The sequence below is a fragment of the Rhodanobacter sp. G1 genome (genome assembly GCF_055397855.1).
Genome location: NZ_AP039674.1, coordinates 2,488,527 through 2,501,411 on the forward strand (window position 1 = coordinate 2,488,527; position 12,885 = coordinate 2,501,411).

The 12,885-nt window shown below is 69.0% G+C and carries 13 protein-coding genes; 3 read left to right on the plus strand and 10 right to left on the minus strand.

The features are described from left to right. Positions 1-605 precede the first annotated feature (605 nt). The 8 genes from nadD to ACZ5Z2_RS11115 form a co-directional block, all read right to left on the minus strand. Entirely contained in the window at positions 606-1,244 is a 639-nt protein-coding gene (gene nadD / locus ACZ5Z2_RS11080; RefSeq protein ID WP_464758633.1) for a nicotinate-nucleotide adenylyltransferase, read from the minus strand. Between the two features lie 124 nt (positions 1,245-1,368). Continuing rightward, entirely contained in the window at positions 1,369-2,385 is a 1,017-nt protein-coding gene (gene holA / locus ACZ5Z2_RS11085) for a DNA polymerase III subunit delta (RefSeq protein WP_464758634.1), read from the minus strand. Next, positions 2,385-2,924, minus strand: coding sequence for an LPS-assembly lipoprotein LptE (locus ACZ5Z2_RS11090; RefSeq protein ID WP_464758636.1), 540 nt, complete (start codon positions 2,922-2,924; stop codon positions 2,385-2,387). The genes holA and ACZ5Z2_RS11090 overlap by 1 nt, the downstream gene beginning before the upstream one ends. Positions 2,925-2,929: 5 nt before the next feature. Next, positions 2,930-5,590 carry a leucine--tRNA ligase gene (leuS, locus tag ACZ5Z2_RS11095; RefSeq protein WP_464758638.1) on the minus strand — a complete coding sequence of 887 codons (2,661 nt, stop codon included), beginning with the start codon at positions 5,588-5,590 and terminating at the stop codon, positions 2,930-2,932. 74 nt (positions 5,591-5,664) lie between these two features. After that, positions 5,665-6,276 (minus strand): PqiC family protein, encoded by a 612-nt coding sequence (locus ACZ5Z2_RS11100; protein ID WP_464758639.1) that lies wholly within the window; start codon positions 6,274-6,276, stop codon positions 5,665-5,667. Further along, positions 6,273-7,961, minus strand: coding sequence for a PqiB family protein (locus ACZ5Z2_RS11105; RefSeq protein WP_464758640.1), 1,689 nt, complete (start codon positions 7,959-7,961; stop codon positions 6,273-6,275). Before ACZ5Z2_RS11105 ends, ACZ5Z2_RS11100 begins: the two co-directional genes overlap by 4 nt. Beyond that, on the minus strand, positions 7,954-8,586 hold the full coding sequence (locus ACZ5Z2_RS11110) for a paraquat-inducible protein A (protein WP_464758641.1): 633 nt from the start codon (positions 8,584-8,586) through the stop codon (positions 7,954-7,956). Before ACZ5Z2_RS11110 ends, ACZ5Z2_RS11105 begins: the two co-directional genes overlap by 8 nt. Then, positions 8,583-9,227, minus strand: a complete 645-nt coding sequence (locus ACZ5Z2_RS11115; protein ID WP_464758642.1) for a paraquat-inducible protein A — start codon at positions 9,225-9,227, stop codon at positions 8,583-8,585. The genes ACZ5Z2_RS11110 and ACZ5Z2_RS11115 overlap by 4 nt, the downstream gene beginning before the upstream one ends. Before the next feature lie 116 nt (positions 9,228-9,343). On the opposite strand from ACZ5Z2_RS11115, the gene trxA reads away from it, so the two are divergent. Then, entirely contained in the window at positions 9,344-10,207 is an 864-nt protein-coding gene (gene trxA / locus ACZ5Z2_RS11120) for a thioredoxin (protein WP_464758643.1), read from the plus strand. Between the two features lie 64 nt (positions 10,208-10,271). Beyond that, positions 10,272-10,724, plus strand: a complete 453-nt coding sequence (locus tag ACZ5Z2_RS11125; RefSeq protein WP_464758644.1) for a DUF4442 domain-containing protein — start codon at positions 10,272-10,274, stop codon at positions 10,722-10,724. 143 nt (positions 10,725-10,867) lie between these two features. On the opposite strand, the gene ACZ5Z2_RS11130 is transcribed toward ACZ5Z2_RS11125, so the two are convergent. Together ACZ5Z2_RS11130 and ACZ5Z2_RS11135 are read right to left on the minus strand one after the other, a co-directional pair. Then, complete coding sequence (locus ACZ5Z2_RS11130; RefSeq protein WP_464758645.1) at positions 10,868-11,533, minus strand: hypothetical protein; 666 nt, start codon at positions 11,531-11,533, stop codon at positions 10,868-10,870. Between the two features lie 2 nt (positions 11,534-11,535). Beyond that, positions 11,536-12,057: an RNA polymerase sigma factor gene (locus tag ACZ5Z2_RS11135; protein ID WP_464758646.1), complete on the minus strand. Its 522-nt coding sequence runs from the start codon at positions 12,055-12,057 to the stop codon at positions 11,536-11,538. Positions 12,058-12,181: 124 nt separating this feature from the next. Between ACZ5Z2_RS11135 and ACZ5Z2_RS11140 the strand changes: the two genes are divergently transcribed. Further along, the gene (locus ACZ5Z2_RS11140; protein ID WP_464758647.1) at positions 12,182-12,847 is read left to right on the plus strand and encodes a DUF502 domain-containing protein; all 666 of its coding nucleotides are present in this window, start codon (positions 12,182-12,184) and stop codon (positions 12,845-12,847) included. The last annotated feature ends 38 nt before the right edge of the window (positions 12,848-12,885 follow it).

Genomic DNA, 12,885 nt, shown 5'->3' on the forward strand with positions numbered 1-12,885 from the left:
CGAGCGCCTGCCGGCGCCCGAGTTCCTTTCTCTTTGCATGCCCAAAGAGAAAGGAACCAAAGAGAAACGGCACCCCGATGGCGCGCCCTCCAGGCATCCTGCCTTCCGGGTGCGCGGGTGGGCTACGGTTTTTTTCGACGGGGCTCCTGTCCCGGCGAAAAACTGGCCCGCATCCCTGCGGGCCATCCTGCGGACTTTCCTCCGCCCACCCGCCGTGCCATAGGGGCCCCGGGTAAAGCAGCGCGCTCCCAGCGCGCAGAAGCAACAGCAACAGCAACAGCAACAGCAACAGCCACGAGCTTGCCGCGCTTCGGCTTCTGGCGCGCACGATGCGCGCCTGCTTTTCCGGGGCCCCTGGGCGGCGGTGAGGCGGGGACGACCAGGCCGCGCAGCGGGCGAGCCCACGGATGGGCTCGCCTTTTCGCGCGGACAGGAGTCCGCTCGAAAAGCCCGGCCTCGCCTCACGGACTTGCCGGGCAGGATGCTCGGCAAGCGCCAACCGGGGTGGCCTTTCTCTTTGGTTACTTTCTCTTTGGCCACGCAAAGAGAAAGTAACTCGCGCCGCGGCAGCGGGGCGAAACCGCCTTGAACCCAGCAAAACCGCTTCAGCGGCGATACGGCCTCAACAGCACCGGATCATCAAACAACCCCGCCGGCAACAAATAGCGCGGATCGCGTCCTGCAGCGAGCAATTCGCGGATGCGGGTGGCGGAGATTTCCAGTGGCGTCACCGCAAGCTCGATCAGCTTGCCGCAAGGCTGCGCACGCAATGCCGCCACGTCGTCGACGCGGCGCGCGGCGACTTCCCCGGCCAGCTCCGCAGGGCATTCGGCCTCCACGCCTGGCCGGCTCAGCACACCGACATGCGCGAAGTCGAACAGCTCGCGCCAGCGATGCCAGGTCGGCAGGCCCGCGAAGGCGTCGGCACCGAGCAACAGCACCAGCGGGCGTTCACCCTGTTCCGCGCGCAGCTCGCGCAAGGTATCGATGGTGTACGAGGGGCCGGCGCGCTCCAGTTCGCGCGCGTCCAGCGCCAGCCGCGACTGGCCGGCCAAGGCCGCACGCAGCATCGCCACGCGCTCGGCGGGAGAAGCCTGCGGCGCGGGCCGATGCGGCGGCACGTTGGCGGGCATCAGCCGCACCTCCGCATCCAGCAACTCGGCGGCTTCCCACGCCACGGTGAGGTGGCCGATGTGGATGGGGTCGAAGGTGCCGCCGAAGATGGCGAGGGGGCGTGTGCTCATCGCGCAAGCTCTGCTGCAACCAGGGCGGGGCGAAGTGCGGATCTGGAAGGTTGTCGCGAGCACCGGCCCCTCACCCCAACCCTCTCCTCGAAGGGGAGAGGGAGCCAAGCAGGCGAGTCGGGAATCATGCGAGCGCCCGCGCCGCCCACGGCTCGGCGATCGCCGCGATCAGACGCTCGGCTTCGCGCCAGGGCTCGCCCTGCTCGCGCCCCTTGGCGATGCGGTCGATGCGCGAGGCGCGTGCGAGGCAGGCCAGCCAGTGTTCGCGCGGCGCACGGCGCAACGCCTTGCGGAACAGCTGCTCGCGCGCGGGCCACAGGCGCTCGGCGCGCGCCTGGGCGGCGAGGTCGGGGGCGTTGGCGAGACGCAGGGCAAGCTGCAACTGGTTCACCAGCCAGCCCATCATGGCGATCAGCTCGTCGCCCTCGGCGCGCAGGCCGGCGAGGATGCGCAGCGCGCGCGCGCCCTCGCCCGCCAGCGCGGCGTCGGTGAGCTTGAACACGTCGTAGCGGGCGCTGTCGGCGACCAGGCTTTCCATCGCGTCGGCGTCGATGCGCGTGGAGTCGCCCGCGCGCAGCACCACGAGCTTGTCCACTTCCTGCGCGGCGGCCAGCAGGTTGCCTTCCACGCGCTCGGCCAGCAGGGCCGCGGCATCGGGCGTGGCGCTCAGGCCGCGCGAGGCCAGCCGCGCGCCGATCCAGGCGGCCCACTCGTTGGGCCTGGGCGCGTTGAACACCACCATCACGCCGGCGGCTTCCAGCTTCTTGCTCCAGGCGCCATCGTGCTTGCTGCTCCACTCCATCGCGGTGATCAGCAGGGTCACGTCGGGCGGCGGATTGGCGCAGAACTCGTTGATGGCCTTGGCGCCGTCCACGCCGGGACGGCCGGTGGGCAGGCGCAGGTCGAGCAGGCGGCGCGTGGCGAACAGCGACATGCCGGCGGCGGCACGGGCGAGATCATCCCAGTCGAAACGCTGCTCGACTTCCAGCACCTCGCGCTCGGCGTAGCCGAGCTTTTTCGCCTGCGCGCGCAGCGCGTCGGCGGCTTCCAGCACCAGCAGTTCCTCGCCCGCGAGCAGGTAGACAGGCGCCAGCGAGTCGGCGGCCAGCGCCTTCTGCCATTGCGCAGGGGCGAGCGGCATCAGGGCTTGCCGGTGGTGGATGCCGGTGCGGGCGCCGCCCGCGGATGCTGGCCGGCGGCTTCGAGGCGGAACATGATGGCCTGCACCATGTCGTCGACCAGGCTGCCCTGGATTTCCTGCACCTGCGAGGCGTTGCCCACGGCGTCGGTGGAGTCGTAGCTGTATTCGCGCTGCATGTCGATGTGCTGGTGCGGCACGAGCACCGTGCCGTCGGCGCCGGCAAGGTCGAACTCCACGTGGTAGTGCACGCCGTATTCGGTGATGCGCACGTAGCCGCCCTGGGTCAGCGACTGCGTGCTGAACGCGGCCACCGGCACGTTCAGTTCGGCGATGCCGGGGCCGGCGGCGTCCTCGACGGTGACGTTGGCGCCTTCCAGCGCGCGCGCCAGCTTGCGCTGCAGGTCGCCGCCGCCCGTGACCGTGAGATGCACGCGGCTCATCGCCGGCGGCAACGCCACGTTGCGGCGCAAGTGAAAGCCGCAGGCAGAGAGCGCAAGGGCGATGGCGAGCAGCAGCGCGACACGGAGCATGCGGTTCATGGCTTTCATCCTGCGACGATGTTGACGATCTTGCCGGGCACCACGATCACCTTGCGCACGGCGAGATCCTTGAGGAAGGCGGCCACCTGCGGCTGCGCCAACGCCAGCGCTTCCGCCTCTTCCTTGCTTGCGCTGGCCGGCACCTCGATGGTGCCGCGCAGCTTGCCGTTGACCTGCACCGCGAGGGTGAGACTGTCGCGCACCAGGGCGCTTTCGTCCACGGCCGGCCAGGGCTGGTCTTCCAGCACGGCCTCGGCGTGGCCCAGCACCTGCCACAGGTGGTGGCTGACGTGCGGCACCACCGGATTAAGCAGCAGCACCATGGTTTCCAGCGCCTCGTGGCGCACGGCGCGGCCCTGCTCGCTCATGTCGGCGAACTTGTTCACCGCGTTGAGCAGTTCCATCAGCGCGGCGATGGCGGTGTTGAAGGAATGACGGCGGCCGAAGTCGTCGCTCACCTTCTGGATGGTCTCGTGCAACTGGCGGCGCAGCGTCTTCTGTTCGGCGTTGAGCTGCGACGGGTCGACCACCGGGTGATCCGGCTGTGCGGCATGCGTGACGACCTCGCGCCAGAAACGGCGCAGGAAGCGCGCCATGCCTTCCACACCGGCCTCGTTCCATTCCAGCGACTGCTCCGGCGGCGCGGCGAACATGGAGAACAGGCGCACCGTGTCGGCGCCGTACTTGCCCACCATGGCCTGCGGGTCGACGCCGTTGTTCTTGGACTTCGACATCTTCTCGGTGCCGCCGATCTGCACCGGCTGGCCGTCGGCCTTGAGCAGCGCGCCGACAACGCGCGCCTTGTCGTCGCGCTGGATCTCCACGTCGGCGGGGTTGATCCAGTCCTTCGAGCCGTCGGCGTTGTCGCGGTAGAACGTCTCGGCGATCACCATGCCCTGGCACAGCAGGTTGGTGGCCGGTTCGGCCGACTGCACCAGACCCGCGTCGCGCATCAGCTTGTGATAGAAGCGGAAGTACAGCAGATGCAGGATCGCGTGCTCGATGCCGCCGATGTACTGGTCGACCGGCAGCCAGTAGTTCGCACGGCCGTCCACCTGCCCGTCCGCGCCCGGCGAGGTGTAGCGCGCGTAGTACCAGCTCGACTCCATGAAGGTGTCGAAGGTGTCGGTCTCGCGCTCGGCGGGGCCGCCGCACTGCGGGCAGGCGCACTTGCGCCACTCGGGATCGGCCTTGATCGGCGACTGCACGCCGCTGAAGGCCACGTCCTCGGGCAGCACCACCGGCAACTGGTCTTCCGGCACCGGCACCGCGTCGCACTTCGGGCAGTAGATCACCGGGATCGGGCAGCCCCAGTAGCGCTGGCGGCTGACGCCCCAGTCGCGCAGGCGCCAGTTGACGCGGCGCTGGCCCTTGCCGTCGGCTTCAAGCACGCCGGCGATGTAATCGAAGGCGGCACGGTAGTCCTTGCCGTCCATCGCGCCGGAGTTGATCACGCGCATGTCGGCACGGGTCTTGTCGCCGTACCACTCCTGCCACACGGCAGGGTCGTAGGTTTCCGTCACTGGATTCCGGCCTTCGCCGGAATGACGAGCCAAAGCGATCACCTGCCGGATCGGCAGCTGGTACTTGTGCGCGAACTCGAAATCGCGCGCGTCGTGGCCGGGCACCGCCATCACCGCGCCGGTGCCGTAGCCCATCAGCACGAAGTTGGCGACCCACACCGGCACCTTGTCGCCGCTGACCGGATGGATGGCGAACAGGCCGGTGGCCATGCCGCGCTTTTCCTGCGTTTCCAGCTCGGCCTCGGAGACGCCGCCGTGCTTCAGCTCGTCGAGGAAGGCGGCGAGCTGCGGATTGTGCTGCGCGGCCTTCAGCGCCAGCGGATGTTCGCCGGCGATGGAAACGAAGGTGACGCCCATCAGCGTGTCGGGACGCGTGGTGAACACGGTGAGCGGTTCGGCCTCGCCTTCCACCGCGAAGTGGATCTCCAGGCCCTCGCTGCGGCCGATCCAGTTGCGCTGCATGGTCTTCACCGCGTCGGGCCAGCCCGGCAGCGTGTCCAGGCCGTCCAGCAGCTCCTGCGCGTAGTCGGTGATGCGCAGGAACCACTGCGGGATCTCGCGCTTCTCCACCACCGCGCCGGAACGCCAGCCGCGGCCGTCCACCACCTGTTCGTTGGCCAGCACGGTCTGGTCGACGGGATCCCAGTTCACCACCGAGTTCTTGCGGTAGGCCAGGCCCTTCTTCATCAGCCGGGTGAACATCAGCTGTTCCCAGCGGTAGTACTCGGGGCGGCAGGTGGCGAACTCGCGGCTCCAGTCGATCGCGTAGCCCAGCGACTGCAGCTGGCCGCGCATGTGCTCGATGTTGGCGTAGGTCCACTTGGCCGGCGCGGTCTTGTTCTTGATCGCGGCGTTCTCGGCGGGCAGGCCGAACGCGTCCCAGCCCATCGGCTGCAGCACGTTCCGGCCCTGCATGCGCTGGTAGCGGCTGATCACGTCGCCGATGGTGTAGTTGCGCACGTGGCCCATGTGCAGCGCGCCCGAGGGATACGGCAGCATCGAAAGGCAGTAGAACTTCGGCTTGGCCGGGTCTTCCTTCACCTCGAACGCGCGCTGCGCGCTCCAGTACTGCTGGGCGGCGGTTTCCACCGCCTGCGGCTGGTAGTCGGTGTCGTTCTTGCTGGCTTCTTGGGCGTCTTGCATCGGGGCTGTAGCGGGCGGCAGGGAGAACGGGGCAGATTAGCAGAATGGCCGCCGTTCCCCGCCGATTGCCGGCATCAGCCGGCGGGGCAGGCCGGCCGGTTGCCGGACTCGTAGGCCCGCGCCGTGGCGGCGATGCGGGCGGCGAGCGAGGCCAGCGCCTGCTGGTGGCCGGCCACCAATGCGTCGTAGCCCGCGCCCACCCGCTCGCTGACGAGACTGGTGCAGGAAAGCGCCTCCTGCCCGCCGGAACCGCCGCTGAGGCGCAGGCTCCACGCCGCCTCGATCAGCGCGTGGTCGCCGGGCACCGACTCGAAGCGGCGCACGTCCAGCGTGATGCGCAAACGCGGCTGGCCATTGCCCGGCAGGCCGTCCATGTCGGCCACGCCCAGCGCGCTGGCCAGGTCGGCGGACAGCGCGCCGCGGATCTCGTCGCCCAGCGGCGCGATCCAGCGCTGGCCATCCAGCGGCTGCATGCCCTGCCCGCCCGTGCGCACCACCAGTTGCGGCACGTCCACTTGGGCGGGCACGCCCACCGGCAACAGTTCGAACGGATACGGCGCGGGCGCGTTGCTCCCGGCGGGGCCACCCGGTGTCGTTAGCGTGTAGTAGCGCACCGGCGCGGAAGCGCAGCCGGCAAGGCCCAGCGCGAGCGCGCCGGCGAGTGTCCAGTAACGCAGGCGGCTCATGGCTGGCTCCTGTCCGGTCGGGCGGCGGGCTGTGGCTTCGGCGCAGCCGGCGCGGGGTCGGCCGGCCGGCCGCGCAGCAGCGCCTCGGGATGCACGCCGAGGTAGTCGGTGAGCACGCGCAGCGAGCGCATCGTGCGCTGCAATTCCTGCATCGAGTGGCCCAGGTTCTGCTGCAGCGGCGAGTCGGTGGACAGCGTGTCGTTCACCGTGCCCAGGGTCTTGCGCGCGTCGCGCATGGTGTCGTCGATCGCCGGCAACGTCTTGCCGTTCGCCTGCTTGAGCGTGGCGTCGAGGCTGGCCAGCGAGTCGTTGAGGTGGTTGCCGATCTGGTCGAACGGGATCTTGTCGAGCTTGCCCACGATGTCGGCCATCTGTTCCTGCAGCTTGTCGAAGCTGCCGGGCGCGGTGGGGATTTCCAGCGGACGCGCGGCGGGGTCGTAGTTCGCCCTCGCCGCATGCGGCAGGAAATCCAGCGCGATGTAGAGCTGGCCGGTGAGCAGGTTGCCGGTGCGCGCCTGCGCGCGCATGCCGTGGTCGACCAGCATGCCCACCATGTGCGAGAGGTCGGCGTTGTCGCCGCGCCGCTTCGCCAGCGCCACCAGCTTGTCGTGCGCCTGGCCCAGCCGCTCGGGGTAGATCACGGCGCCGACGATGAACGGAAAGTGATGGGTCTTCTCGTCGTAGTCCATGCGCACGGACACCACCTTGCCGAAGTTCATCCCGAGGAACTCCACCGGCGCGCCCACCGCCAGGCCGCGCAGCGACTGGTCGAAGCGCATGCGGATGTACTGCGGCGGGCCGTCCGGCGGCGCCATCGCGGAGGCCTGGTCGGCGAACAGCGTGAAATTGGCCTGGTCGGGCGCCGGCGTGTCATCGTGCGGGCCGCCGGGATCCTGGAAGGCGACGCCACCGGCCAGCACGGTGGCCATCGACTGCGTGTTGAGCTTGAGCCCGTCCGCGCCCAGCGACACGTCCACGCCGCTGGCGTTCCAGAAGCGGGTGGAGATGTCCACGTAGCGGTCGTTGGGGCTGTCGACGAACACGGCCAGCGACACGCCCTTGCCGTCCTTGTCCAGCTTGTAGGACACCACGCGTCCCACCTGGATGCGGCGGTAGTAGACGGGCGAGCCGATGTCCAGCGAGCCAAGGTCGTCGGCATGCAGCACGAAACTCCTGCCCGGCTCGCCGTGGGTCACCGCGGGCGGGTTTTCCAGGCCCTTGAACTCCTCCTGCGACGCTTGCGAATCGCCGGTGTCGGCGCCGATGTAGGCGCCGGAGAACAGCGTGTCCACGCCGGAGACGCCGCCCAGCCCGATGCGCGGGCGCACCACCCAGTAGCGCGTGCCCGCGGTGGCGAACGACTTCGCGCTCTTGTCCAGCGCCACCTTCACCAGCACGTGGCTGTGGTCGCCGCTCAGGCGGATCTTGACCACCTTGCCGATCACCACGTCCTTGTACTTCACCGGCGTCTTGCCCTCGGCCAGCCCCTGCGCGGTCTGGAAGCTGATGGTGATTTCCGGCCCGGCCTGCAGCCAGGCGTTCACCACCAGCGACAGGCCCACGACCGCGGCCAGGATCGGCACCAGCCAGATCAGCGAGGCGTTCGTGCGCCGCTTGCGCACCACCGCGCGCGGCAAGGCATTGCCGCCCGCCGGCTGCGGCGCTGCGGATTTTTCGTCAGTCATCGGAATCTTCCTTGCCGTCCCAGATCAGCCGGGGATCGAAGCACATCGAGGCGAACATGGTCAGCACCACGGTGAGGCCGAAGAACACCACGCCCGGCAGCGGCTCCACCAGGCTGAAGTAGCCGAAGCGTACCAGCGCGGTGAGCAGCGCCACCACGAACACGTCCAGCATCGACCAGTAGCCGATCAGCTCCACCAGCCGGTACAGCTGCGCGCGCTGCCGCCGCGCCCAGTTGCTGCCGCGGCGGCAGCTGATCAGCAGCGTGCTCAGCGCGAGGAACTTCAGCATCGGCACCATGATGCTGGCGCAGAACACGATCACCGCCAACCCGGGCGAGCCCTTCACCCACAGCTCCACCACGCCGCTGAGGATGGTGTTGTCGTCGATGTCGCCCAGGCTCGCCGTGCGCATGATGGGCAGCACGTTGGCGGGGATGTACATCAGGAACGCGGCGATCAGCAGCGCCCAGCAACGCGCATAGACCGCCGGCTTGCGCCGGTGCAGGGTCGAGCCGCAGCGCGGGCAGGCCTGGATGTCCCCGCCCTCGTCCGCGGCGCGGCATACCTGGCCGCAGACGTGGCAGCCGAGCAGGCCCAGTTCCGCGGCGCGCGGCAAGGCGCTCATGGCGACTCCTCGCGCGTCTCGTCCCACAGCCGGGTCAGGTCGACGCCCGCGAACAGCGTGATCAGCAGCATCAACCCCGCATACGCATAGATGCCGGGGTCGGGCAGCACGTCGAAATACAGGTGCGCCTTGACGATGGACACCAGCGCGCCGAGCACGAACACCTCGCTCATCGTCCATGGCCCGAGGTGGTGCAGCGCGACCATCAGCCGGCGGAAACCCGGCGCGCGGCGGCCGCTGCGCGCGTACAGCAGCAACCAGCCCAGCATGAAGATCTTGCACAGCGGGAACACGAACAGCGTGAGCGCGGCCAGCACCGCGACCACCTGCGAGTGATCCGTCCACATCACGCGGATCACGTCCCACAGCGTGGCGTCCACGTACTGGCCGTTCAGGCCCAGGGTCACGATGGGCCACAGCGTGGCCTGCGCGAACACCAGCAACGCGGTGAGGATCAGCGCCAGCAAGGCGTTCGCGCCCATGCCGCGGCAACGCTGCAGTACCGCGCCGCAGCGCGCGCACTCGGCCACCTCGCCCTTCGCCAGCGGGCCGCGGCGATGCACGGTGTCGCAATGCTCGCAGATCAGCAGCGGTTGCGCCGCCGTCAGGTCGTCGAGTGCATCCGGTGGGGACAGATCCATCCGGCGATTCTCGCAAATCCGGCTGTGCCGCGGGCGATGCGGCACGGGCTTGATATGCTGGGCGGCACGCTCCATTTCAATCGCCTTCATCCTTCTCCCTCCGGACGGAACCCGCCGTGACCGACGCCACTCTCGACCACGTCTTCGACGTCACCGAACAGAACTTCGAGGCCGACGTGCTCAACGCCTCGCTGGACACGCCGGTGCTGGTGGATTTCTGGGCCACCTGGTGCGGCCCGTGCAAGACGCTGGGCCCGCTGCTGGAACAGCTCGCCGCCGAATACAAGGGCGCGTTCCGCCTCGGCAAGGTGGACGTGGACAAGAACCAGCAGCTCGCCGCGATGTTCGGCATCCGCAGCGTGCCCACCGTGATGCTGGTGAAGGACGGCCAGATCGCCGACGGCTTCGCCGGCGCGCTGCCGCTGGGCGAGCTGCGCGAATTCATCGAACGCCACGTGCAGCCGCGCGAGGGCGACGAAACCGATGCAGCAGAAGAAGCGCCCGCCGAGACGCCGGAGGCGGCGATCAACCGCCTGCAGCAGGCCATCGCCGCCGAGCCCGAGCGCACCGAGCTCAAGCTCGACCTCGCCGTGGCGCTGGCGCAGGCCGGCCACAGCGACGCCGCCGCCACCGAACTGGACGCCCTGCCCGCCAACCTCGCCACCGACGCGCGTGCCGTGTGCCTGCGCCACCAGCTCGAACTGGCGCGCTCGCTGAAGGACGCCCCCGCGCAGGCCGAACTCGAACAGCGCATCGCCGCCAACCCCGCCGACTGGGAAGCGCGCGACCTGCTCGGCGTGCGCCTGCTGCTGGGCAACGATCCCGCCGCCGGCCTCGAACAGTTCCTCGCCATCCTCGAAAAGGCCCGCGACTGGAACGACGGCGCCGCGAAGAAGCGCCTGCTCGCCGCCTTCGCCACGCTGGACGATGCCGAACTGGTGGGCCGCTACCGCCGCCGCATGGCGTCGCTGCTGTTCTGAACCGGCTGGCCGCCATCCAATCCATACGCTAAAGTACGGAGCCGTTCCCGCCGCTCCGTGCCCCATGCGCGCATCCACCTTCCGCCGCCTGCTGAACCTCTGGCCGCCATTCCTGTTCAACAGCATCCGCGTGCAGTCGCTCAGCGAGGACTACACGCAGGCGAAGATCGTGCTGCGCCTGCGCCCGTGGAACCGCAACTACGTCAAGAGCCAGTTCGGCGGCAACCTGTTCGCCATGGTCGATCCGTTCTGGATGCTGCTGGCGATGCACCGGCTCGGCCCCGACTACTACGTGTGGGACAAGGCCGGCAGCATCGACTTCGTGGCGCCCGGCCGCGAGGACGTCTATGCGCATTTCCACCTGGACGACGCCACGCTGGACGAACTGCGCGAAGCGGCGGCCAGCGGGGGAAAGGTGCTGCGCTGGTTCGAGAACGACATCACCACCGCCTCCGGCGAAGTGGTCGCCCGCGTGCGCAAGCAAATCTATGTGCGGTTGAAGCCGAGGGCGCGCTGAGGCCCCTGCTTCGTCATTCCGGCGCAGGCCGGAATCCAGGAACCGGGCGAGGGGATTTTCGCGATAACCCGCCGTGACGGCACTGGATGACCAGCTTCGCTGTTGTGAAGCGCCTCCGGCCTGCGCCGGAATGACGAGCGAGACTATTCCCGCTCGAAGCGCGCCATTTCCTCCAGCGCCGCCTCGGCCTTGACGATGGCGCTGCCGGCGAGACCATTCTCCAGCCAGCGGCCATGACCCAGCCGGCGCACCACGAAACGGGCCAGAAACACCAGGCCAACGGCAACAGCCACGCTCAACAGCAGCCACGCCATTACGCCAGGCCGCATGTGCTGCCACGGATTCAGCCCGAAGGGATCCCCTTCGTACTGCGCCAGCATCAGCAAGGCCGGTATCCAGACCACGCCTCCCAGCACCGCGAACACCGGCGCCTCCACCTTCACCCGCCAGGCGCGCATCTGCGCAAGGCGGCGCTGGATGTCCAGCACAGGCGCGGCGTAGTCGATGCCCTGTTGCATCACCAGCAAGCGGATCGGGAGGGCAAAGGCCAGGGTGCCGAACAGCTGCATGAAGATGCCGCAGGCCACCGCCTGCCAGATGTCCAGGTGCGTCGACCAGAAACTGATGCCCCACAGCATGGTGGCGACGCCCAGCACGATCAGCAGCGATTGCCCCCATGCCAGCGGCCGCAGGTGCCGGTGCAGGCGGTCGGCGCGCCCCTGTCGCAGCAACTCCAGTTGCAGCACGTTCTGCCGCTCCAGTTGCTGGCCCATGGCCTGCCATGCCAGCTTCATCTCGTCGAGTTCCATCGTCATGCTCCGGTGGTGGTGGCGGCCGTCATCCGGCCGCGCAGGTGCTGCTTGATGCGGTTGATCTTGGTCGCCACGTTGCTGGCGCTGATGCCGAGCACCTCGGCGATCTCGGCGTGGCTGCGGTCTTCGAGGTAGAGCAGGATCAGCGCGCGGTTGAGCGCGTCGAGCTCGGCGATGAAGGCATGCAGCGCCGCCAGGCGCTCGTCCTGTTCCGCGGCGGGCTCGCCCGCGATGGTCTCCAGGTGGCTTTCGTCCAGCGGCTCGAAACGGCCGGCCCCGTCGCCCGTCCGGCGCAGATGCGAGATCGCCACGTTCAGCGCGATGCGGTACAGCCAGGTGCTGAACTTCGCGCGCCGCTCGTCGTAACTGGCGAAGGAGCGCCACAGCTGCGCCCCGATCTCCTGCGCCAGGTCGAGCCGCTCCTCGGCGCCGCGCGCGTAGACGCCGGCCACCTTGAGCACGATGCCCCGGTGCTCGCGCCACAGCGCCTCGAAGCGTTGCTGATCCGCCTTGCCGCCCATGTCCGTCCACGCGTTCCCGTCGTTGCCAGCATGATTCGCACGGGCGCGAAAAAAATCACAGCGCCCGCCGTCGGGCCAGGGCCATTGACTACAATGGCTCGTCCCCATCCCCGTGCACGCCGCCATGCCACCGCTTCGACTCAAACGCTATCTGATCACCGGCCTGCTCACCTTCCTGCCGCTGTGGGTGACGGTGCTGGTGTTCAAGTTCGTGCTGGGCCTCCTGGCCGGCATCGGCGCCCCGCTGGTGGCGGCGCTGACGGAAACGCTGAGGCTGGTGGCGCCGCACGCGGCGGACACGCTCAGCAAGAGCGGCCTGGTGTTCGTGCTCGCCCTGCTGCTGACGCTGGGCGGCCTGTACGCGGTGGGTTGGCTGGCGAACCGGGTGATCGGCAAGCGCCTGCTCGACGCCTTCGACGCTCTGCTGCAGCGCATTCCGCTGGTGCAGACGATCTACGGCGGCACCAAGAAGCTGACCGCGGTGCTGCAGAACAAGCCCGGCGGCACGCAACGCGTGGTGCTGGTGGATTTCCCGCGGCCGGGCATGAAGGTGGTGGGTTTCGTCACCCGCACCCTGGTCGAGGAAGGCACCGGCCGCGAGATGGCGGCGGTCTACATCCCCACCACGCCCAACCCCACCGGCGGCTACCTGGAACTGGTGCCGATGAGCGAGCTCACGCCCACCGACTGGACGATGGATCAGGCGATGGCCTTCATCATCTCCGGCGGCGCGGTGGCGCCGGACAGCCTGCCCGCCACGCAACGCCTGCCGCCCACCCCTGACCTTTGACACTGTGCCGCCCATGACGAACGGCCTAGCGTGGGCGG